This window comes from Aeribacillus sp. FSL M8-0235 (assembly GCF_038000355.1).
GTDB lineage: Bacteria > Bacillota > Bacilli > Bacillales > Aeribacillaceae > Aeribacillus > Aeribacillus composti.
On record NZ_JBBOBW010000001.1, the window covers coordinates 2,102,666 to 2,123,872 of the forward strand.

General features: G+C 40.1%; 20 protein-coding genes. All 20 read right to left on the reverse strand.

From position 1 onward, the window contains the following. Nucleotides 1–8: 8 nt before the first annotated feature. Nucleotides 9–1,298: an EF-P 5-aminopentanol modification-associated protein YfmH gene (gene yfmH / locus NSQ71_RS10080; protein ID WP_063386724.1), complete on the reverse strand. Its 1,290-nt coding sequence runs from the start codon at nucleotides 1,296–1,298 to the stop codon at nucleotides 9–11. Beyond that, a complete protein-coding gene (gene yfmF / locus NSQ71_RS10085) occupies nucleotides 1,295–2,572 on the reverse strand; it encodes an EF-P 5-aminopentanol modification-associated protein YfmF (RefSeq protein ID WP_339192928.1) in 1,278 nt (425 codons plus the stop codon). Before yfmF ends, yfmH begins: the two co-directional genes overlap by 4 nt. Before the next feature lie 428 nt (nucleotides 2,573–3,000). Next, nucleotides 3,001–3,183 (reverse strand): YfhD family protein, encoded by a 183-nt coding sequence (locus NSQ71_RS10090; RefSeq protein WP_063386722.1) that lies wholly within the window; start codon nucleotides 3,181–3,183, stop codon nucleotides 3,001–3,003. A gap of 103 nt (nucleotides 3,184–3,286) precedes the next feature. Next, nucleotides 3,287–3,415, reverse strand: coding sequence for a YfhE family protein (locus NSQ71_RS10095; protein WP_082829320.1), 129 nt, complete (start codon nucleotides 3,413–3,415; stop codon nucleotides 3,287–3,289). Between the two features lie 82 nt (nucleotides 3,416–3,497). Further along, entirely contained in the window at nucleotides 3,498–5,810 is a 2,313-nt protein-coding gene (locus NSQ71_RS10100) for a DNA translocase FtsK (RefSeq protein ID WP_144597757.1), read from the reverse strand. Nucleotides 5,811–5,945: 135 nt separating this feature from the next. After that, nucleotides 5,946–6,164 (reverse strand): YlzJ-like family protein, encoded by a 219-nt coding sequence (locus NSQ71_RS10105; protein WP_066246452.1) that lies wholly within the window; start codon nucleotides 6,162–6,164, stop codon nucleotides 5,946–5,948. Beyond that, nucleotides 6,161–6,895, reverse strand: a complete 735-nt coding sequence (locus NSQ71_RS10110; RefSeq protein WP_066246454.1) for a ClpP family protease — start codon at nucleotides 6,893–6,895, stop codon at nucleotides 6,161–6,163. Before NSQ71_RS10110 ends, NSQ71_RS10105 begins: the two co-directional genes overlap by 4 nt. Nucleotides 6,896–7,015: 120 nt before the next feature. Beyond that, entirely contained in the window at nucleotides 7,016–8,671 is a 1,656-nt protein-coding gene (locus tag NSQ71_RS10115; protein WP_063386718.1) for a ribonuclease J, read from the reverse strand. Nucleotides 8,672–8,858: 187 nt separating this feature from the next. Beyond that, a complete protein-coding gene (dapA, locus tag NSQ71_RS10120) occupies nucleotides 8,859–9,734 on the reverse strand; it encodes a 4-hydroxy-tetrahydrodipicolinate synthase (RefSeq protein WP_340733918.1) in 876 nt (291 codons plus the stop codon). Between the two features lie 22 nt (nucleotides 9,735–9,756). Continuing rightward, entirely contained in the window at nucleotides 9,757–10,971 is a 1,215-nt protein-coding gene (gene dapG / locus NSQ71_RS10125; protein WP_340733919.1) for an aspartate kinase, read from the reverse strand. A gap of 66 nt (nucleotides 10,972–11,037) precedes the next feature. Further along, on the reverse strand, nucleotides 11,038–12,081 hold the full coding sequence (gene asd / locus NSQ71_RS10130) for an aspartate-semialdehyde dehydrogenase (protein WP_094246019.1): 1,044 nt from the start codon (nucleotides 12,079–12,081) through the stop codon (nucleotides 11,038–11,040). Between the two features lie 127 nt (nucleotides 12,082–12,208). Beyond that, nucleotides 12,209–12,799 carry a dipicolinate synthase subunit B gene (locus NSQ71_RS10135; protein ID WP_063386715.1) on the reverse strand — a complete coding sequence of 197 codons (591 nt, stop codon included), beginning with the start codon at nucleotides 12,797–12,799 and terminating at the stop codon, nucleotides 12,209–12,211. Continuing rightward, nucleotides 12,783–13,697, reverse strand: coding sequence for a dipicolinic acid synthetase subunit A (gene dpaA, locus NSQ71_RS10140; RefSeq protein WP_094246020.1), 915 nt, complete (start codon nucleotides 13,695–13,697; stop codon nucleotides 12,783–12,785). Before dpaA ends, NSQ71_RS10135 begins: the two co-directional genes overlap by 17 nt. Before the next feature lie 158 nt (nucleotides 13,698–13,855). Further along, nucleotides 13,856–14,116, reverse strand: coding sequence for a YlmC/YmxH family sporulation protein (locus NSQ71_RS10145; RefSeq protein WP_063386713.1), 261 nt, complete (start codon nucleotides 14,114–14,116; stop codon nucleotides 13,856–13,858). Nucleotides 14,117–14,245: 129 nt separating this feature from the next. Further along, nucleotides 14,246–15,502 (reverse strand): M16 family metallopeptidase, encoded by a 1,257-nt coding sequence (locus NSQ71_RS10150; protein WP_066246458.1) that lies wholly within the window; start codon nucleotides 15,500–15,502, stop codon nucleotides 14,246–14,248. Nucleotides 15,503–15,525: 23 nt separating this feature from the next. Beyond that, nucleotides 15,526–16,482 (reverse strand): polysaccharide deacetylase family protein, encoded by a 957-nt coding sequence (locus NSQ71_RS10155; protein ID WP_066246460.1) that lies wholly within the window; start codon nucleotides 16,480–16,482, stop codon nucleotides 15,526–15,528. A 102-nt stretch (nucleotides 16,483–16,584) separates the two neighbouring features. Then, complete coding sequence (pnp, locus tag NSQ71_RS10160; protein ID WP_144597754.1) at nucleotides 16,585–18,696, reverse strand: polyribonucleotide nucleotidyltransferase; 2,112 nt, start codon at nucleotides 18,694–18,696, stop codon at nucleotides 16,585–16,587. Between the two features lie 162 nt (nucleotides 18,697–18,858). Then, nucleotides 18,859–19,128, reverse strand: a complete 270-nt coding sequence (gene rpsO / locus NSQ71_RS10165) for a 30S ribosomal protein S15 (RefSeq protein WP_063386709.1) — start codon at nucleotides 19,126–19,128, stop codon at nucleotides 18,859–18,861. Nucleotides 19,129–19,256: 128 nt separating this feature from the next. Continuing rightward, entirely contained in the window at nucleotides 19,257–20,237 is a 981-nt protein-coding gene (gene ribF / locus NSQ71_RS10170; RefSeq protein WP_144597753.1) for a bifunctional riboflavin kinase/FAD synthetase, read from the reverse strand. Nucleotides 20,238–20,258: 21 nt separating this feature from the next. Next, nucleotides 20,259–21,176 (reverse strand): tRNA pseudouridine(55) synthase TruB, encoded by a 918-nt coding sequence (gene truB / locus NSQ71_RS10175; RefSeq protein ID WP_340733920.1) that lies wholly within the window; start codon nucleotides 21,174–21,176, stop codon nucleotides 20,259–20,261. Between the last annotated feature and the right edge of the window lie 31 nt (nucleotides 21,177–21,207).

Sequence of the window (21,207 nt, forward strand, 5' to 3'; positions counted from 1 at the left end):
CCGCAATATTATGATTTCGGCAAAACTTGGAAAACTGTTAAATAATCTTCATCAATCGCTTCTTTTAAAACTGCTTCAATCGTGTCCATGTTTACATTTTCTAAAGCTTGCACAACATCGAACAGATTCATTTCGTTAAATTGATACCGAGTAAATTGATTGGCGATAAATTCAGGAGAATTAAAAGCCCTTAAAAAAGAGCCGATTTTTTTCTTTTTGGCGGCTTCCAGCTGCTCATCGGTAAATAACGATTGCTTGCTTTTCATAAGAGCTTCTTTTATATATTCACTCAGCTCATCCGGCCGGTCGGTATCGCCGCCGACCATAGCAAAACCGAAGCTGTACTCCTCTGTATAATCGAAGCTGAACGTATCATCAATGAGCCCTTTTTCATACAATTCCAAATAAAGCTTTGAGCTTTTGCCAAAAAGCATTTCTAAAATTAAATTCATGGAAAGCTCATGCGTAAGCAGCTCTTCCCCTTTTCGGAAAGGATGTTTTGCCTTTAAGCCAACTAAGCATTTCGACGACTTGACATTCATATAAATTTTTTCACTCGTTTTAAACACTTCATCTCTTTCATGTACTTGTTCACGAACAATATTGGTTGGCTTTTTAAAATCTTTTTTTGCCTGATTCTCTTCCACTTGCTTGATAATTTTTTCCGGTTGAACAGGCCCGATCACAAACAGGAGCATGTTGCTGGGATGGTAAAACGTTTCGTAGCATTCATAAAGCTGCTCTTTTGTAATTTGATTTATCGAATCAATTGTGCCGGCAATGTCAATCCGTACTGGATGGCTTTCATACATGTTTTGGATGAGGCCAAAATAAAGCCGCCAATCAGGATTGTCTTGGTACATGTTGATTTCTTGACCTATAATGCCTTTTTCTTTTTCAACGGATTGGTCAGTAAAATAAGGACTTTGGACAAAATCTACTAACGTTTCTAAATTTTTTTCAACATTTGCTGTGCTGGAAAAAAGATATGCCGTTCTCGTGAAGGATGTAAATGCATTGGCCGATGCCCCTTGTTCACTAAACTGTTGAAATACGTCCCCATCCTTTTTTTCAAAAAGCTTATGTTCCAAAAAGTGAGCAATACCGTCCGGGACGTGAACGATTTCCTCTTTGCCAATTGGAACGAATTTATTGTCAATAGAACCGTATTTAGTGGTGAATGTCGCATACGTTTTATGAATCCCTTGTTTTGGAAGGACATAAACATCTAATCCATTTTCCATTTTCTTATAATAATACGTTTCTTTCAGTTGATCGAATGTAATTTCTTTTATCATAAAGATCCGCCCCCTTTCAAAAAATAAACCGTATCCAGTTGAATTTTTTCAGCAAGCTGGACGATTTCGTCTTTTTGGACCTTTTCTACCCCTTCGATCCATTCTTCAATAGTTCGGTTTGTTTTCGCAACAACATTGTGGTACAGCACTTCCGTCATTCCGTAAGGGGTATCGATTGTTTCCAGCAACTGATTTTTGATCACCGCTTTCGTTTGTTCCAATTCTTTATCTGTAAAATCTCCCTTTTTCATCGCTTCCATTTGTTCATGAATAATCGTGAGAGCGCGTTCGTAGTTCTTCATTTCAATTCCTGACATCACCATTAACAAGCCTTTATGGCTTTCAACTCTCGAGGAAGCATAATAAGCAAGACTGTTCCTTTCGCGAACGTTTAGAAACAGCTTCGAATGCGGAAATCCCCCAAAAATGCCGTTAAACACTTGCAATGCGTAATAATCATGATCACTATATGTTGTGTGCGTGCGGTACCCGATGTTCAATTTCCCTTGGGTAATGTCTTGTTCTTCGATAACTTCGTTAACCTTCTCAATTTTTTTTTCAACACTTTCAGCCCTAGCTTGTTGATTGGATTTTGTTAAACGGAAATATTTCCTGACAATATCAGCCACTTGTTCGTTTTCAATATCCCCGATCACAAATAAATCGACTTCATCATGCTGCAGCATGTTTGTATAATAATCTGTCAGCTGTTGAGGAGAAATTTGATCGATATGCTCTTTCTCTCCGTTGACATGCAGACGGTACGGCTCAGTTTTGCACATTTCTTGGATTAAACGTAAATTCGCATAACGCATTTTATCGTCATAAACCGCTTGAATGCGCTGTTTTAATGTCCGCTTTTCTTGTTCGATAATGCTTTGATTGAACACCCCTTCTTGCAGAGGAGGCGAAAGAAGTACTTCGGACAACAATTCGATCCCTTTTTCCAGTAAAGGTGTCTTATCTTTTAAAAATTTTTCATTCGGGATTTCCATCCGGAACGTAATGATATGGTTTTCTCCCTTTTTGGCTAAATCGACTTGCAGTGTTGCACCGTACAAATCATCCAAATACTTCCTTAATTCAGTTGTGGATGGGTAGGATGCTGTACCTCTTTGCAAAACATGGGGAAGCAAAGCTCGAATGGTTACATCCTTTTCCGATAGCGGCGCCTTTAACCTTAAAATGAGTGAATTTGTTTTAAAAGCATTTGATGAAACGGTATGCAGCTGAATCCCGTTTATTTCGCTTACTTGCTCTTGTAAAAAACCCATTCTATCCCTCCTAAGCCTGAAAGCTTTCTATATGTTATTGTTTCCAATCATGAAAAAACACGTTATTAGTAATTATATCAATCATAGGATATTGAAGGAAATCACACCGTAATGAATTATTATTTAAAGTTTACATAATTATATTACTGTTAATTATTTAACAAAAAGCAAGGATGTCTCTAGCCAGATCAGCTAACTTATGACATCTATAAATAGGGGTATACTATACGATAAGATGCAGGAATTAAAAAGTGTTTAGCAGATTCTCGGAGAAAACACACTATTGATCGTTGCCCAATACTTTTTTGTGTGTTGCAGTTTATTGTTCAATTTTAAGTAAAAAAATACCATATACTTAAAAAGACAACAGAAAATGAATTCTGTTGTCTTTCATCATTATTTTTCAGGCACAGCTTTTGAAACAACCTTTATGTTCTTTTCTGTTGCCTTTTGTCCGCTGCAGCAGAGCGAGCCAATGCTTGAAGATCGTCCTTGTCGGCAAGCTCTCTTGAAAATTCAATACTTTTGCCGTCTGACTTCAAATTTTTTGGCACTTGCGGCAGCTTAGCTTTGTTTTTATCACGCGCTTTTTGCTTATGTGCTCTTCCCATTTTGCGCACCTCCGCAAAGAGGGTGTAGACAGTTGCTTTCACAACATGTCCTATCCATTAGGGTGACATGTTCGGAGCATTTTATAATTGGCATTTTTATGCTTTAATGGCTTTCATGTTTTTCTGAAAAGCCTCCCGCTCTGTCAGCCATTTTAAACGCTCTCGAATAAGTGACTTCTTGGGCGCTGCTCAAACTGCTTTTTGTTTTTTTACGTTTCGCATCTTTTGCCATCCATCGATCTCTCACTTTCTAGTAAATGTAGTTTTAGTATGCCCGTTATTAAAATATTTTTGCATGAAAAACACGAAAATTTTTATGACAAACGTTCCTCCAGCTCTTCTTTAGAAATCAACACTTGACGCGGCTTGCTTCCCTCATAAGGTCCGACTACCCCTCTCTCTTCCATGGCGTCAATTAATCTCGCAGCTCTTGAGTAGCCGATTCTAAATCTTCTTTGCAGCATGGATACACTTGCACTTTGCATGTCCACAACTAGTTGAACCGCTTCATTATATAATTCATCATCAACATCTCCATGATCCTCGGAATCTTCGTTCGGAATCATTTCTTCTTGATATTGCGCCTTTTGTTGTGAAATGACGTAATTCACGACTTTTTCCACTTCTTCATCTGATAAAAACGCTCCTTGAACACGAATCGGCTTTGATGATCCGACTGGCAAAAACAGCATATCTCCTCTTCCGAGCAGCTTCTCAGCTCCCCCCATATCCAAAATAGTGCGTGAATCGGTTTGGGAGGACACACTAAAGGCAATTCTCGATGGAATATTGGCTTTTATGACTCCTGTAATTACATCAACAGACGGACGTTGAGTCGCAATAATTAAATGAATGCCAGCAGCACGGGCCATTTGTGACAAGCGTGTAATCGAATCTTCTACATCAGAAGAAGCCACCATCATTAAATCAGCGAGCTCATCCACGATGACGACAATAAAAGGAAGCTCAGGCTGCTTCTCTTTTGAAAGCGAATTTTGCCTTCTGATCATTTCATTATAACCTTCAATATTGCGCGTTCCAGTATGTGAAAACAGCTCGTATCTTCTTTCCATTTCATTTACTACTTTTTGCAATGCGAGCGACGCTTTTTTCGGATTTGTCACAACAGGAGCCAATAGATGCGGAATCCCATTGTAAACACTTAATTCGACCATTTTTGGATCGATCATCATCATTTTCACTTCATGAGGCTTCGCCCTCATCAAAATGCTTGTAATAATCCCGTTAATGCAGACGCTTTTTCCGCTGCCTGTTGCACCTGCGACAAGCAGATGCGGCATTTTGTTCAGTTCAGCCAGCACAGCTTCTCCAGTTATATCACGTCCTAAACCGATCAGCAGCTTGGAATCAGGGCGATCGTTCATTTTGGATTCCAGCACCTCGCGCAATGACACCATCGCAATTTCTGAATTCGGCACCTCAATTCCAATTGCAGACTTTCCCGGAATCGGCGCTTCAATCCGAATATCTTTCGCTGCTAAAGCCAGCGCCAGGTCATCGCTTAAACTGACAATTTTGCTTACCTTCACCCCGACATCCGGGTACACTTCATATTTTGTTACAGCAGGCCCTAAATGTACTTGGGTAACCTTTGCCTTCACTCCAAAGCTTTGGAAAGTGCGCTCTAGTTTTCTCGCATTATCGTAAATATTCCGCTTATCGGCATGCTGACCGCTGTATTTTGGAAGAGACAGCAAATCAATCGGAGGCAATTTATAATCTTTGTTTTCTATCTCCTGAAAGGCGATCGGCTCATCCTTTTCTTCAAGCGTAATTTGTTCCTGCTTTAAATTATTTTCGGGCTCTTTTTTATCATTTGTCACGATTTCCGGATGGTCTGTAAAACTGGAAATAATCGGTTCAGATGTATTTTCTTCTAAATGTTCATCTTCTTGTTCTTGATCGTCTTCAGCCTGAACCTTATTGGAGCGATGCTTCTTTTGCTTTTTCTTTTGTTTTTTTACTAAGGAAAATAAGTTCTTCATATCATCCACAAAGGCAAAAAATTGTTTTTTGAAAATCCGGCCGATGGACTCAACAATTTTGGAGAGGCTGTTTCCGAGTGATTTTCCGGAAATTAAGATGCAACCAATTATGATCAAGACAATGGAAATAATTCGGGTGCCCCCTGAAGAAAATAAATAGTATGATGCAGCAAAAAAAACGGCGCCGATCATTCCTCCTCCAAGATCTTGAGCGCTTGCCTCCCCGTTTAATTCCTTTAAATACATCTCCCAAGTATTCAATATAACGCTTGGAGAAGCAAAAACTCCTCCCTTTGACAAATTTTCAAACAGCTTCATATGGCTGAGAATTAAAATTGAGCCAACTATAAGATAGATCCCGAGCCATCTTCTCGTTAAAAAATGAGGGAATGTCTTTTTCCAAAATATATATATGGAAAACCATAATAATCCTAGCAAAAAGATAATAAACCATTCTCCAGCGAAGAACCGAAAAAAGGCGACAAGCGCTTTGCCAGCAAATCCAAATTCGCTTAAAGCGATTATCGACAATGATAATAGCAGAAGTCCCGCTATTTCAAATTTTAGTTTATTTTGCCAATCCGTTTTTCTCTTTTTTCGTTTTCTTTTCACTTTTGCCACTTTAATCCCACCTATGTATTATGTAAAACAAGAACGCAGCCACTATTTGGCTGCGAACGACTGTTTGTGTCCATATTATATCATACAAACTTGAATTTAGGTATGCTAGCAACGATGTTGTCTTTAAAAGGAATGTTAGCTTCGAAAAAAAGGTACTTTTTGACCGGGGAAAACAGATTCCAATAAATAATGGTTTGGATTGGTTGAAAGCACTCTGACGATTTGGCATTGATTTTCTCCCGTTTCTTCTATTAATAATGAAATGCCGTTCATCTCAATAATGTGCCTTTTTTGAAAAGCTTCTTGATCTGATGGAAAAATGAGCTCTTCAGGAACAGTCGTGTATAAAATCATTGAAGGATGTCCCCTCCTTTTCCATTCTTTCTTTCCAAAATAAGCTCGTTCAATTTTTTCATCGCGCTTCCTACACCGCCTATTTCATCGATCAAGCCGTACTTAACCGCATCTTGACCGATAACATTTGTTCCAATATCCCTTGTTAAATTTCCTTTTGAAAACATCAGCTCTTTAAATTTATCTTCTGTAATATTGGAATGCTTTGTTACAAAACTAATAACCCGCTCCTGCATTTTATCAAGATATTCAAACGTTTGCGGAACACCAATGACCAAACCGGTTAACCTTATCGGGTGAATCGTCATCGTAGCCGTTTCCGCAATAAATGAATAATCGCATGACACAGCGATGGGCACACCGATAGAATGTCCGCCGCCAAGAACGATGGATACAGTCGGTTTCGTAAGCGAAGCAAGCATTTCAGCGATCGCAAGTCCTGCTTCAACATCGCCGCCGACAGTATTTAAAATGACGAGCAGTCCTTCTATTTTCATATTTTGTTCGATCGCCACAATTTGCGGAATGATATGTTCATATTTCGTTGTTTTATTTTGAGCAGGGAGCTGTATATGTCCTTCAATTTGACCGATAATGGTCAAACAATGAATGTTTGTTTCCTGATCCATTTGCGGAATGTTTGTTTGTCCTAACTGCTGAATTTTGTCAACTACATTTTCGCTTCCCTTTTCCACTGGCTGAACAGTCGGTTGATCAGCATTTCCGTTCATCCCAATCATCCTTTCTTCTTACCGTTATGATGTTAGTATGAACGGAATCCATTTTTTCATACGGCTAGGAAACCGTTTAAAAAATGAGAAAAAAGCAGGCTTCGTCGACCTGCTTTTTGTCTAAACCTCCATAATAATTGGCAAAATCATCGGGCGGCGCTTCGTTTGCTCATATAAAAATTGATTCAAGACATCGCGAATGTTTTGTTTCATTGTTGACCAGTCCATTGAGACATCTTCCATACAAGACGACAGTGTGTCATGCACCATTTTCGTAGCTTTGGAAATTAAGCTTTCAGACTCACGGACATACACAAACCCTCTTGATATAATTTCAGGACCAGCGACAATTTTTTTCATCTCTTTGTTTAACGTAACAACAACAATTAAAATGCCGTCCTGAGATAACAAACGCCGGTCTCTTAGCACGATATTTCCAACATCTCCTACACCAAGCCCGTCAATGAGTACATTTCCAGAAGGTACTTTTGTAACCGTTTTGGCAGATTTAGGGGTGAATTCAACCACATCTCCTTGATCGAGCAAAAAAATGTTTTCTTCGCGTATTCCGATCGATTGCGCAATTTTAGCATGCGCTATTTGCATTTTAAATTCACCATGAACGGGAATAAAGTATTTTGGTTTCATTAAATGTAGCATAAGCTTCAGCTCTTCTTGGCAGCCATGACCAGAAAAAAACGCTTTTTTATCAATCGAAACAACATTGGCTCCTGCTCGAAACAGCAAATCAATCGTTTTCGAATAAATAAGTTCTTGTCCGGGTGTTGGGGTCTGAGCAATTAAAACCGTATCATCGGAAGTTATATGATGTTGCTTGTGAATGCCTTTTGCCATTTTTGAAATTTCCGCAAGCGGATCGAATGAATCGCTTGCACATAGTAGAACAGAGTTTTGTTTTTCAAGCTTTTTTAAATGCGACACCGGAATAAACAAATCATCGTCAGCCTTTAAATACCGTAATTGTCTTGCAAGCTCAATAATTTTGGCAAACGATTTCCCTATAATTGCTATTTTTCTTCCAGTCTCAACTGCGGCATTGAAAATTTGCTGAATTCGGTAAATATTCGTCTCTGCTACAGATACAACAACTCTTCCAGGCGAATTATACATAACATCGTTGATCATTTCTCCGGCAAGAGCTTCGGAACCAGAAAAGCCGGGTCTTTCTGCATTGATACTGTCGGAAAGCAAACAAAGAACTCCGCTATTACCGATTTCCGCCATTTTACCAAAATCAAGAAAATGACTTCCGATCGAGGATTGCTCTAATTTAAAATCGCCTGTATGCACGATCGCTCCCATTGACGTATGGAAACAAACTCCCATAGAATCAGGAATATTTGAGAATGTGCGAAAAAAAGAAACCGTCACTTGAGGAAAATGTACAGGCTTGCGCATATTCACTTCGCGAAAATCAGCAGTAACAGAATATTGCTTCATTCTTTCTTTTGTCAAGGCAATTGTCCATTTCGTTCCGTAAACTGGCGCATTGATATGTTTTAAAATGTAGAAAATCGCACCGATCCGATCCAATCTGCCATTTGTTAAGAAGATGGCCCGAACCCTATCTTTACGTTCAAGCAAATATGTAATATCCGGTATCACCACATCAATTCCGAGCATCTCGTTTTCAGGATATTTCAAGCCGGCATCCACAATAAAAATATCCGAGTCGATTTCGACGATGTACAGGTTTTTTCCGACTTCCCCAACCCCTCCTAAAGCAATAAGTTGAATTTTTTCAGCTTTTTTCATAAGTGTTAGTGATCCTCCCTAAATATCCCCGTCCAAAGCACTTAGCAATATTATACCTGATGAAAGAAATGGAATACAAGTTAATTTATATCAGACACACTTATCCGAAAAATTAAGCCGCTAGACTCAGCTGTTTTGAATGGGGCAGAGTGGAATTTTTAAAATAAAAAAAGGCTAATCACGATGATCAGCCTAATTCATGGATCACAGCGGCTAATGACGTTCGCTCATCTGTTGTTAACGGAACTAACGGCAAGCGCACCGGACCAACATCCAGACCTTTTATTTGCAGCGCTGCTTTCACTGGAACAGGGTTTGGCGCCTTAAACAGTTCTTTCATTAATGGGAGAAGTCTTCGATGAAGGCTTCCGGCTTTTTTCACATCACCTGACAAAAAGGCTTGAATCATTTCTTGCATTTCATCTCCTACAACATGGGAGGCTACAGATATGACGCCATAACCGCCTATTGATAATGTCGGCAGCGTTAAGCTGTCGTCCCCAGTGTATAAAGCAAAATTATCTGGCGTTTTCTCGATAATTTTGGCCATATTATCAAGATCTCCGCTAGCTTCTTTAATCGCAACGATATTGTCAATTTCCGATAGACGAATAACCGTTTCAGGCGCGATCGAGGACGATGTTCTGCCAGGCACATTGTAAAGCATCACAGGAAGATGCGTGCTTTCTGCTATCGCTTTAAAGTGCTGATAAATCCCTTCCTGATTCGGTTTGTTGTAGTATGGAGTGACAAGCATAATCGCATCGACGCCGGTTTGTTCCGCCTTTTTTGTCAGTTCTATGGAAGCTCTTGTATTGTTTGTACCTGTCCCTGCAATCACTGGAACTCTTTTATTGACAACAGAAACGACATGTTTAAATAAAGCGAGCTTTTCTTCCGTTGTTAAAGTTGGAGATTCACCCGTTGTTCCAGCCACAACAATTGAATCTGTTCCATGATGGATTAAATATTCTACTAATTTTTCCGTTTTTTGAAAATCAATATTCCCGTTATTGTCAAACGGGGTAACCATTGCAGTTGAAATTCTTCCAAACATACCCACTTGTTCCTCACACCTTTATCGATTATTTTCCAAGATCAAACGCTTTATGAAGTGCATTAACTGCTTGAATCATTTCACTTTCCTTCACAAGCACCCAAATTGTTGTATGGCTGTCTGCCGATTGCAAAATTTGTATCCCTTCCTCCGATAAAGCAGCAACGATTTTGGAAGCGACTCCAGGGACTCCTTGAATGCCTGCTCCTACAATTGAGACTTTTGCACAATGCCGCGTGATCATCGGATCATATCCGATCTCTTTCAAAATTCCAACAGCAAGATCCGTTACATCCCCATGAACAGTATATATGACACTCTTAGGAGTAATATTAAAGAAATCGACGCTAATTCCTCTTGTAGCCATCGCTTTAAAAATTTCTTGATGAAAACGGAAATTCCCTTCTTTTGCATCTACTTTAATTTGCGTGACATCGGAAACATGAGCAATTCCAGTAATTAAACGTTCTTTTATGTCCGCACCTAGTTTATCCTGATGGTGAGAAGTGATGATCGTTCCTTTCGATTTAGAATAAGTGGAACGAATGCGAATCGGGATTTTGGCTTGCATAGCGATTTCAACCGCACGCGGATGAATCACCTTTGCTCCTTGATAGGCCAAATTGCAAATTTCCGTATACGTCACAAATGAAAGGGGCTTTGCATCCTTAACAATACGAGGATCCGCTGTCATAACTCCTTCCACATCTGTAAAAATGTCTACATATTCTGCTTTTAAAGCTGCTCCAAGTGCTGTTGCTGAAGTGTCACTGCCGCCGCGCCCAATTGTCGTCACATCTCCATTTGCTTGTGCTCCTTGAAAGCCTGCGACAACAACGACATCATTTGTTTCTAGAAGCCCGAGCAGGCGATCACATTTCAATTCTAATATTTTAGCATTTGTATGTTCATTTGTCGTCAAAAAACCTGCCTGCGCTCCGCTTAAAGCTGCCGCTTTTATTCCTTTTCCTTTTAGCATGCTAGTAAATACGACAGAAGAGATGATTTCTCCGCAGGACAGCAACATATCCTGTTCACGTTTGGAAATGGTGTCGATCCCGCCTTCCACAAGGCTGATCAGCGTATCTGTTGCGTACGGATCTCCTTTTCTCCCCATCGCTGATACGACGACGACCACTTTTTTTTTCTCAGACAAGGCTTCCTTTATATGTTCGTACGCATGTCTTCTGCCTTGTTCATCACGGACAGACGTTCCTCCAAACTTTTGAACAACAATGCTCATGATGTTCACCTCTATAAAATAACTAAACAGAAGAGAGCTGATGGCTTCAACTCTCTTCTTTTCACCTTATACTAATTTCAGTTTAATTAAACTTTCGGCAATTTGTACAGAGTTTAACGCTGCCCCTTTTAATAAATTGTCGGATACAACCCAAAGGTGGAAGCCGTTTGGCCGATCTAAGTCTTTGCGAATTCGGCCTACAAATGTATCGTATTTTCCTTCTGCCAAAGCAGGCATTGGATAAATTTGATTTGCCGGATCATCTTCAAGCGTAACACCAGGCGCATCTCTTAATACATTGCGAATATCATTTACAGTAACATCGTCCCTGTCAATTTCAATGTAGACTGATTCTGAATGCCCGATGACGACCGGCAAGCGGACGCAGGTCGCTGCAACTTCCAGATCCTTCATATGCATAATTTTTTTTGTTTCATTGATCATTTTCATTTCTTCAAATGTAAATCCATTTTCTTGGAATTTATCAATTTGCGGAATTGCATTAAACGCAATTTGATAATGTTTTTCGTCACTTTTAACAGGTAAAATTTCAGGTACAAACGGCTTTCCTTCTAAAATCGCTTTAGACTGTTCTTTCAATTCCTGAATCGCTTGTGCCCCCGCACCTGATACTGCTTGATAAGTGGAAACAATGACTTTTTTCAGCCCGAACGCTTTACGGATCGGCTGCAATGCAACAACCATTTGGATCGTCGAACAATTCGGGTTGGCAATAATACCGTTATGCCATTTTATATCCTCTTCGTTCACTTCCGGTACTACGAGAGGAACGTTTTCATCCATTCTAAATGCGCTCGTATTGTCGATCACGACCGCGCCTCTTTTGGCTGCTTCCGGTGCAAGCTGCTTCGACACGCTTCCTCCAGCGCTGAAAAGAGCGATATCAACCCCTTCAAAGCTCTCCGGTTCCGCTTTTTGTACTGTGATTGGTTTTCCTTTAAATGTAGCTGTCTTTCCTGCAGATCGTTCGGATGATAACAACGTTAAAGTTTCCACAGGAAAATTTCTTTTTTCCAATGTTTCGATCATTTGTGTTCCTACTGCTCCAGTTGCTCCGACAACTGCTACATGAAAACCTTTTTGAGCCATTTTCTATCTATCTCCTTCCAAAATGCATCAGAGTCGAATAATCATGTATTCGTATTACGTTTAATTGTATCACAGTAGCCAAAAAAAGTGATGAGCGATTTTTTATGAAAGCGTTTTATTTGTTTGATTATTTTTTATGTTCAATAATAACCGGCTGAAGCTGTCTATGTTCAAGCGCATGTTCAACTGTTTCCACTAAACGATCCATATTCGCCACCATTGAATTCGGTTTTTGGTGAGGTGCATCTTGGCCGAACGGAACAAAGAAAATATTTTTTGCCGCCATTAGCTTCATTAAATTTACGCCATTTAACCCGAGAGCATCGTTTGTAGAAATGGCTAGTACAACGGGGCGATGGTTTCTCATAGTCGCTTTTGCAGCCATCAATACAGGAGAGTCCGTCAAGGCATTCGCCAGTTTGCTCATCGAATTGCCGGTCATCGGCGCAATGACCATGCAATCAAGAGGAATTTTCGGACCTAAAGGCTCGGCATCCACGATCGAATCAATTACTTGATTTCCAGTCGCTTCTTCAATTCTTTTGACCCATTCTTCTCCTTCCCCGAATCTAGTTGTTGTCGTCTTTACGGTCGAGGTGACAATTGGCAAAACGTTTGCTCCTTTTTCAACGAGCTTTTGAATTTGCGGAAATACCGCATCATAAGTACAATGAGAGCCTGTTAAACCAAATCCGATCCGTTTACCTTTCACTTCCATTATCCATACTCCTTTCAAGCTGATGCTGTTCAGTTAAAAGGATTGTCAACGCATTCGCCAAAATTTGGCCTGCTGTCCTCGGTGCAACAATTCCTGGAAGACCAGGTGCTAAAATGGCTTTCATACCTCTTTTTTCAGCATAGTGGAAATCGGTTCCCCCCGGCTTTGATGCTAAATCGATAATAAGAGCGTGGACAGGCATAGCTGCCAAAACATCAGAAGACAACACCAACGCTGGAACTGTATTTATGCAAATATCGATCGACGACAATTCGTCCTTCAGTTCACTCAAATGAAACGGCTTCATTCCCATTTCCGTGATCCTGGCCAAATCTTTCTGTTTTCGAGCGCCTACCTTCACATTAGCTCCTAATGCTGCAAAAGTGCGGGCAACGCTCATTCCTGTCCGTCCAAATCCGATAACAGCAATGTTCGAACCATGAATGGTAAAATCAGTATGTTGAATAACGAGCATAATGGTCCCTTCTACTGTCGGAATGGAATTATATATCGCTACATCATCACGGTCCAGTATCGGTACAAGCTTTCGTTTTTCTTTTTCCATCAACTCTTCTAAATATTTTGTGCGTATCCCAGAATAAAAGATGCAATGCTCAGGAGTGGAGGCCACCATTTCTCTTGTCAATACGATTTCTTCAGCGGAAAAAACTGCTTCGACCTGTCCTTCGCTTCCGGTTCCTGAAACAGGCAATATTACTGCATCCATTTCTTCCAGACTAATATTATGGCTGTTTATTTTCACTGATCCTGTATACCCATGTTCAAGCTGATCAAATCCGATTAAAAATAGATTGGCATCGTGCTCTGATAGCCTTCGGATCACCTCTAGCTGCCGGGCGTCACCGCCAATTACAGCAATGTTTAAGCCAGTTAACATCCTTTTTTTCACCTTCTTTATGGCAATTCAGTTCAGTTTCGAAAACCATAATTAGCTCCCTGTTTTAAGCATATTATGTAGGTGGCAGCCGATAGGTGAATCGCATCGAAAAATTGCCAAAAAAAATAAAGCCGGCTTCTTTAGCCGGCGGATCTTCATTAGTCATCAATTTTATTTAAGGAATTTTCCGGTACGTCAATAATGATCATATCTTGACCAATTTTTTTGATATGCTCCCACGGTACTCGAATATCATGTCCTTGTTTCCTTAAACCGAACCACTTTAAAGAAGGAATAATAAGCGCCGTGATTTGTCCAGTTTCCGCATTGATTTCAAAGTCTGTTTGACCGAGCACGCCTAGACGTTCCGCTCGTTTTACATCGACGATTTCTTTTCCGCTTAACTCGGATAAACGCATAGTATTGGCTCCCCTCCTTCATTTTAAATATACGAACATATTCACAGGCAGAGATTGATTCGAAACTGATGAACATAGCTTTCCATACATGTATACGTTTTTGACAAATAAAAAATGCCCGCCAATCCATCATAGCAGGCATTTTAATTCTGGAATTGCAGAAGAAAGATTCTCTTCCGGACTAATTAAAGATACAGCATATTCATCTGTAAAAATATGTTGAATAAGTTCATTGACGCTCATGATATCAACACGGTTAACCGTTTCGATAATTTCATCCAAAGATCGATGTTTGCCTAAGAGCAGCTCATTTTTGCCGTTTCTGCTCATTCTTGCATTTGTACTTTCAAGACTAAGCATTAAATTCCCTTTAATTTGTTCTTTTGAATGCATTAATTCTTTTTCAGTAATACCGCTTTTTTTCAATTTTTCAATTGTTTGAAAAATCGTTTCAAATAAAATATTCAGCTGGTTTCTTCCAGTCCCACCGTAAATTGTGAGCACTCCGCTGTCTTCATATGAAGTGTGGTAAGAGAAAATAGAATAAGCAAGCCCTTTTTCTTCCCTCACCTCTTGGAATAAGCGGCTTGACATGCTCCCGCCCAAAATATTGTTTAACACAATTAAGCTGTAAATGTCGTCATGACCGACTCTCAACCCTTTAAACCCAATGCAGAGATGCGCTTGCTCCGTCTCTTTTTTCTTGGCGATTTTTTGGTCCAAAAAAACCGGTTCCTTATATTTTTCTTTTTTATGAGACGACTTAAAATTGCCGAACCATTTCTCAACCTCTTGAATAAAGCTTTCTTGAACGTTTCCAGCTACTGAAATGACGATATTGTCAGGAGTATAGTATTTTTCCATATAGCTTTTCAACGCATCGCCGGTAAAACTAGATAAAGTTTTTTCTGTGCCTAAAATCGGATAGCCAAGCGGATGATCGCCAAATGCAGCCTGGCTTAACAAATCGTGCACAATATCGTCTGGAGTATCTTCATACATTTTGATTTCTTCTAGAACAACATTTCGTTCTTTGTTTAATTCTTCTTCTTCAAATACTGAGTTGAAAAACATATCAGCCAGCACTTCAAGTGCATAATTTGCATGCTCATCGAGCACTTTTGCATAATAGCAGGTGTATTCTTTTGAGGTGAAGGCATTCACCTGACCGCCAATTTTGTCAAAAGCTTCTGCAATTTCTCTAGCTGTTCTTTTTTCTGTTCCTTTAAAAAACATATGCTCTAAAAAATGAGAAATGCCGTTTGTTTCTTTCGTCTCGTTTCTAGAACCTGTGCCAATCCAAACTCCGATAGCAACGGAGCGAACAGTCGGAATAGATTCTAAAATGATTCTAACACCATTTTGGCATGTATATTTCTTGATCAAATTGTAACCCCCTGTTCTTCCAATCAGTCAAGACGTTTTTCATCCAGCAGACTAGAAAGTGAACCGATGGAAAGATTTTTTTCTTTAATCTTTTTAATTAATGAATCTAGACTCTCTGCGGTCGATGACGTCGGATGCATTAAAATCATGGCGCCGTTATGAATTTTTGACATCACTCGATTGATTAACGTTTCAGGCCGCGGCTTTTGCCAATCAATCGTGTCAACAGACCACATGATCGTTTCCATGTTCATATCTGCCGCTATATCTACGACCTCCTTGCGAAAGCTGCCGCTTGGAGGCGCAAACCATTTCACGTTTTTTCCTGTCGTCGCTTTGATGATTTTGTTCGTCTCTTCCATCTCTTGTCTAATTCTTGCAGACGGCAGGCGGGCCATATCTGGATGCGAGTATGAATGATTTCCAATTTCATGGCCGCTTTCTACAATCATTTTAGCCAGTTCAGGATTTTCTTTTACCCATCTTCCTTCTAAAAAAAACGTCGCTTTGACATGGTGCTTTTTTAGCACGGCCAACATTTTAGGAAGATACTCATTTCCCCATGCAACATTTATTAAAAAGGATACCATTGGCTTATCCGGATGTCCACGGTAGATCGCTTCGTTCGGCAAATCGCTTAAATGAACAGAAGGCGGAATTTGCTTGAATACAAGAAGCTTCGGATCAAAAGAACCCTTTTTCTTCATTCTCTTATACGATGCGTCAATGTCGACTGATCGCCCATTATAACCGGGCGTTTTTTTCCAAACTCTATGTATTTCAGCATTTTCCGGAGGAATTTCATACTCTTTTGCTTTGGCAACGATTTCTTGATACAACGAATCTCCGCCAGATACAGCCAATTCATGCTTTGCTTTTAATTGCTGAAGAAAGATCAATGTATAACGATTATCCAATATGACATAAGAAAAAAGTATGATCAATATAAAAATGGCTATTTTCCCTTTTTTTCGCTTCATCGCAACATCCCCTTTTTCACTTATAAAACTATGAAAAAAGGGGACAAGATAGAACTGCCAACCGCAAAAATGGAAAAGAAGCCGGGTTTTCCCTGGCTCCGGTCAAGACTTTTGCTGCTCTTTTTGGTCCCTTAAAACGGCCTTTCTTGATAAATTGACACGACCTTGTTTATCGATTTCCATCACTTTGACTAAAATTTCATCACCGACTGACACAACATCCTCCACTTTTCCTACCCGCTCTTCTGCAAGCTCAGAAATGTGGACAAGACCATCTTTTCCGTTAAACAGTTCCACGAATGCGCCGAATTTCTCGATCCGTTTAACTTTTCCTAAATACATTTGTCCGACTTCAATTTCTCTTACAATATCTTCAATAATTTTCTTCGCTTTTTTATTCATTCCTTCGTCTACGGAAGAAATGTAGATTGTGCCATCTTGTTCAATATCGATTTTTACTCCTGTTTCTTCAATGATTTTGTTAATTTGTTTTCCGCTAGGTCCAATCACGTCACGAATTTTATCCGGATTGATGACCATGGTTAAAATTTTTGGAGCATATGGCGATAATTGTTTTCTCGGTTCAGAGATTGTCGCCAGCATTGATTTCAAAATTTCAAGGCGGCCTTTGCGAGCTTGTTTTAACGCTTCTTCTAAAATTTCACGGGACAAGCCTTTAATTTTAATGTCCATTTGCAGCGCGGTGACGCCTTTTTCTGTACCAGCGACTTTAAAGTCCATATCACCAAGCGCATCTTCCATGCCTTGAATATCTGTTAAAACCGTATAGTTGTCACCAGATTTTACAAGTCCCATTGCAATTCCAGCAACAGGCGACTTAATCGGCACGCCGGCATCCATCATCGCTAAGGTGCTTGCACAAATGCTCGCTTGTGAAGTTGAACCATTTGATTCAAGCACTTCTGAAACGAGACGAATTGTGTACGGAAAATCGCGCTCGGAAGGTATGACTGGCTCAAGCGCTCTTTCTCCCAACGCTCCATGACCAATTTCCCGTCTGCCAGGCCCCCTCATCGGACCGGTTTCCCCGACACTAAATGGCGGGAAGTTGTAGTGATGCATGAACCGCTTTGATTCTTCCACGCCGAGTCCGTCAAGTATTTGTACGTCTCCTAAAGCTCCGAGCGTACAAATAGACAGGGCTTGTGTTTGGCCGCGGGTGAAAAGACCTGAACCGTGCGTGCGCGGCAAAATTCCGACGGAAGACGATAATGGACGGATTTCGTCAATTTTTCGTCCGTCAGGTCTCACTTTTTCTTCTGTAATGAGACGGCGCACTTCCTCTTTCACGAGCTTGTGCAAAATTTCTTTTACTTGCTTAATCGTTTCTTCATCTGCTTCTTCTTCCTCAAATATTGCGACAGTTTTCTCTTTCACTTCATTAATAGCATCTTCGCGGGCGTGTTTTTCAGGCACTTGGATGGCTTGCAATAAGTCGGCAAGAGCCATTTCACGAACTCTTTTTTCAAGCTCCTCATCGATTTTATATAATTCGACTTCCATTTTTTCTTTTCCGATTTTTTCTACAATCTCTTCTTGGAATGCAATCAAACGTTTGATTTCTTCATGGCCAAACATGATTGCTTCTAAAATCGTTTCTTCAGGCACTTCATTGGCTCCTGCTTCCACCATGTTGATGGCATCTTTCGTGCCGGCTACGATTAAATGGATATCGCTTTTCTCAAGCTGTTCGACAGTTGGATTAATGATAAACTGGTCATCAAGGCGGCCGACCATGACACCGGCAATCGGACCTTCAAACGGAATGTCCGATATTGACAGCGCGAGCGAAGATCCAAACATAGCCGCCATTTCGGAAGAACAATCTTGGTCGACGCTCATCACCATGCTGACTACTTGAACCTCATTGCGAAACCCTTCTGGAAACAGCGGGCGAATCGGTCTATCGATTAAACGGCTCGCTAAAATAGCTTTTTCACTCGGTCTACCCTCTCGTTTAATAAACCCTCCCGGGATTTTACCGACAGCATAAAGCCTTTCTTCATAATTGACCGTTAGGGGAAAGAAATCCACTCCTTTTGCTTCCTTCGAAGCGGTTGCCGTACATAAAACGACCGTATCTCCATAGCGGACTAAAACGGCGCCGTTCGCTTGCTTCGCCAGCTGGCCGATTTCAACAGTCAGCTTCCGTCCGGACCAATCTATGGAAAAAACATGTTTCTCTTGATCCATACTTGTTTTGAACCCCTCTTTCATTGACAAAGTCTATCTTCGCACATAAATTGTACAAAAATGTTATTTTTAAACTTTTCAATCTATATCGTTTTTATGTAATCTGTCATAAACTTTTTTGAATACAGTAAAAAAGCGGGAAATCTCCCGCTTCCATACAACTTAACGACGCAAACCGAGTTTATTGATGAGTTGACGGTACCGTGCAACATCTTTATTGCGCAAATACGTCAACAAATTACGGCGTTTCCCAACCATTTTCAAAAGACCTCTGCGTGAATGGTGGTCTTTTTTGTGAACGCGCAAATGCTCATTTAAAATGTTGATTTTTTCAGTTAGGATAGCAATTTGCACTTCAGGAGAACCAGTATCTGATTCATGTGTTTTAAATTGCTCAATCACTTCATTTTTCCGTTCTTGCGTTAAAGCCATCCTTGTCCACCTCCTAAATATAATCCCCGGCTACCTAGCAAGCGTCGGTGACTCGCGTTGCCACGCAGCGGTTAAAAGTTACAAGAATAAGAATACTATTTTTCCCAAGAAAAAGCAAGGAGGTTCCATTAAAAATTTTTTTCAGCCGTGATTTTATCCGATTCTGCCAGCCGCTGAAAAAAATCTTTAGCTTCCTTGATATCCCGTTTGATTTGGGCAATTAATTCTTCCACACCAGAAAACTTTTGTTCACTTCGTATTCGTTTGAACCATTTTACGGTCACATCTATATCATAAATTTCTTCATGAAAATCAAAAATATGAACTTCTATGCTCGGCTTGTCCGGTCTTTTTTCATGAAATGTCGGCTTATAACCGATATTGCATATGCCCGCATATTCCTTCCCATTCATGCTGATTTTGACCGCATATACCCCTGTCGGAGGAGTAATGTAGGATTCGCTTAGTTCAATATTTGCGGTTGGAAAGCCGATTGTCCGCCCTCGCTTTTCTCCATGAATTACCTTTCCGGATACTTGATGAGGCCGCCCTAGAAGAGAGCATGCATAAGAAACATCACCATTTTTAATCGCGTTTCGAACGAGGGAAGAGCTGATTTTTCTTTCACCGTCTGTCAGCTTTTCAACCGTCGTATGCGTAAAAGCTCCTCTTGAATAGAAAGGCAAAGTTTCCATTGTTCCTTTTCCAAACCGGCCGAATGTAAAATCAAAACCGGCCACAACGTGAATGGCATTTAATCCGATAATATATTGATCGACAAATTGTTGAGGCTGAAGCGAGCTAAAGCTTTCTGTAAATTCGACTAAATACAATCGATCAATTCCAAGATCTTCAATAAACTTCAGTTTCTCTTGTAAAGGAGTAATATATTCTATTTGTTGAATATTTTTTTTTAAGACGATGGATGGGTGCGGATCAAATGTCATCACCGCACATTCAACATTTAATTCTTCAGCCTTCTGTTTAGCTGTTTGAATGACTTTTTGATGCCCTTTATGGACTCCATCAAAAAATCCGAGCGCCATTACCGATTTCGGCACATTTTGTTTTGCCAAATGGTGTGGATGTGTTATTTTTATCATTTTCACCGAAAGTTCCCCTTTTCTTACCTATTCATTCGTTTTTAACACCTTGACGGGTTTAAGCACATTGTTTTTTTCTGAATGCTTTTTATATATGGCAATAATTTCTCGATTATTCCATATTGCTACAACATCATTTTGTCCAATATGCTGGAAATCCTCGTTCATTTCCAACATCGCTCCGTTTTTTACTTTCTTTGCTAATGTATCATTTATTTTAATTTTCGGCAATTGATTTAATGCTTCCTCTATGGTAAGAAAACCGTTTGGCAAATCTCCCATTTTTAAACATTGCTCGACCGCAGAAAACGTGACGCAGTCATGTAAATGAAAACGGCCGGATCTTATTCGCACCAATTCAGACATGTGAGCAGGATACCCTAATTTTTCTCCGATCATGACCGCGAGAGTTCGAATATATGTCCCTTTTGAGCAAGAGACTTGAATGGAAAAGGAAGCCGTTTTGTCATGTTGTTTTATATCGCTTAAAAGGTGTATGGCATGAATGACAACCCTTCTTTTCGGCCTTTCGACTACTTTCCCTTCACGCGCGTATTCGTATAATTTTTTTCCATTCACTTTTACTGCAGAATACATTGGCGGAATTTGTTCAATTTCTCCGCGAAAGCTTTCCAGCACTCGTTCAATTTCCTCTTTTGATGGCGGGAGCTTTACTTCTTTTTCAGCAATAATGCTTCCAGAAGCATCCTCTGTTTCAGTGGCAGCTCCTAATGTTACTTCAGCGATGTATTCCTTATTCTCAGCCATTAAATATGACGAAATTTTTGTTGCCTTGCCGATGCAAATAGGGAGCACGCCTGAGACATCCGGATCTAATGTACCAGTATGCCCCGCTTTTTTCGTTCGAAACAATTTGCGCACTTTTTGGACACAATCATTTGAAGTCATTCCTCTAGGTTTATGTAAGAGAAGAACGCCGTCCACAGTCACACCTTCCTTTTGCCAGCTGCAATCA

What these genes read in the sequence shown, in the direction of transcription:
- yfmH (WP_063386724.1), bottom strand. Translation starts at nt 1,298, where the DNA reads ATGATAAAAGAAATTACATTCGATCAACTGAAAGAAACGTATTATTAT.
- yfmF (WP_339192928.1), bottom strand. Translation starts at nt 2,572, where the DNA reads ATGGGTTTTTTACAAGAGCAAGTAAGCGAAATAAACGGGATTCAGCTG.
- NSQ71_RS10090 (WP_063386722.1), bottom strand. Translation starts at nt 3,183, where the DNA reads ATGGGAAGAGCACATAAGCAAAAAGCGCGTGATAAAAACAAAGCTAAG.
- NSQ71_RS10095 (WP_082829320.1), bottom strand. Translation starts at nt 3,415, where the DNA reads ATGGCAAAAGATGCGAAACGTAAAAAAACAAAAAGCAGTTTGAGCAGC.
- NSQ71_RS10105 (WP_066246452.1), bottom strand. Translation starts at nt 6,164, where the DNA reads ATGATTTTATACACGACTGTTCCTGAAGAGCTCATTTTTCCATCAGAT.
- NSQ71_RS10110 (WP_066246454.1), bottom strand. Translation starts at nt 6,895, where the DNA reads ATGAACGGAAATGCTGATCAACCGACTGTTCAGCCAGTGGAAAAGGGA.
- NSQ71_RS10115 (WP_063386718.1), bottom strand. Translation starts at nt 8,671, where the DNA reads ATGAAAAAAGCTGAAAAAATTCAACTTATTGCTTTAGGAGGGGTTGGG.
- dapG (WP_340733919.1), bottom strand. Translation starts at nt 10,971, where the DNA reads ATGAGCATTGTTGTTCAAAAGTTTGGAGGAACGTCTGTCCGTGATGAA.
- asd (WP_094246019.1), bottom strand. Translation starts at nt 12,081, where the DNA reads ATGGCTCAAAAAGGTTTTCATGTAGCAGTTGTCGGAGCAACTGGAGCA.
- NSQ71_RS10135 (WP_063386715.1), bottom strand. Translation starts at nt 12,799, where the DNA reads ATGGAAGTGAAAGGTAAACGGATCGGATTTGGTTTAACAGGCTCTCAT.
- dpaA (WP_094246020.1), bottom strand. Translation starts at nt 13,697, where the DNA reads ATGTTAACTGGCTTAAACATTGCTGTAATTGGCGGTGACGCCCGGCAG.
- NSQ71_RS10145 (WP_063386713.1), bottom strand. Translation starts at nt 14,116, where the DNA reads ATGCGTTTATCCGAGTTAAGCGGAAAAGAAATCGTCGATGTAAAACGA.
- NSQ71_RS10155 (WP_066246460.1), bottom strand. Translation starts at nt 16,482, where the DNA reads ATGAAGCGAAAAAAAGGGAAAATAGCCATTTTTATATTGATCATACTT.
- pnp (WP_144597754.1), bottom strand. Translation starts at nt 18,696, where the DNA reads ATGGATCAAGAGAAACATGTTTTTTCCATAGATTGGTCCGGACGGAAG.
- rpsO (WP_063386709.1), bottom strand. Translation starts at nt 19,128, where the DNA reads ATGGCTTTAACGCAAGAACGGAAAAATGAAGTGATTGAGCAATTTAAA.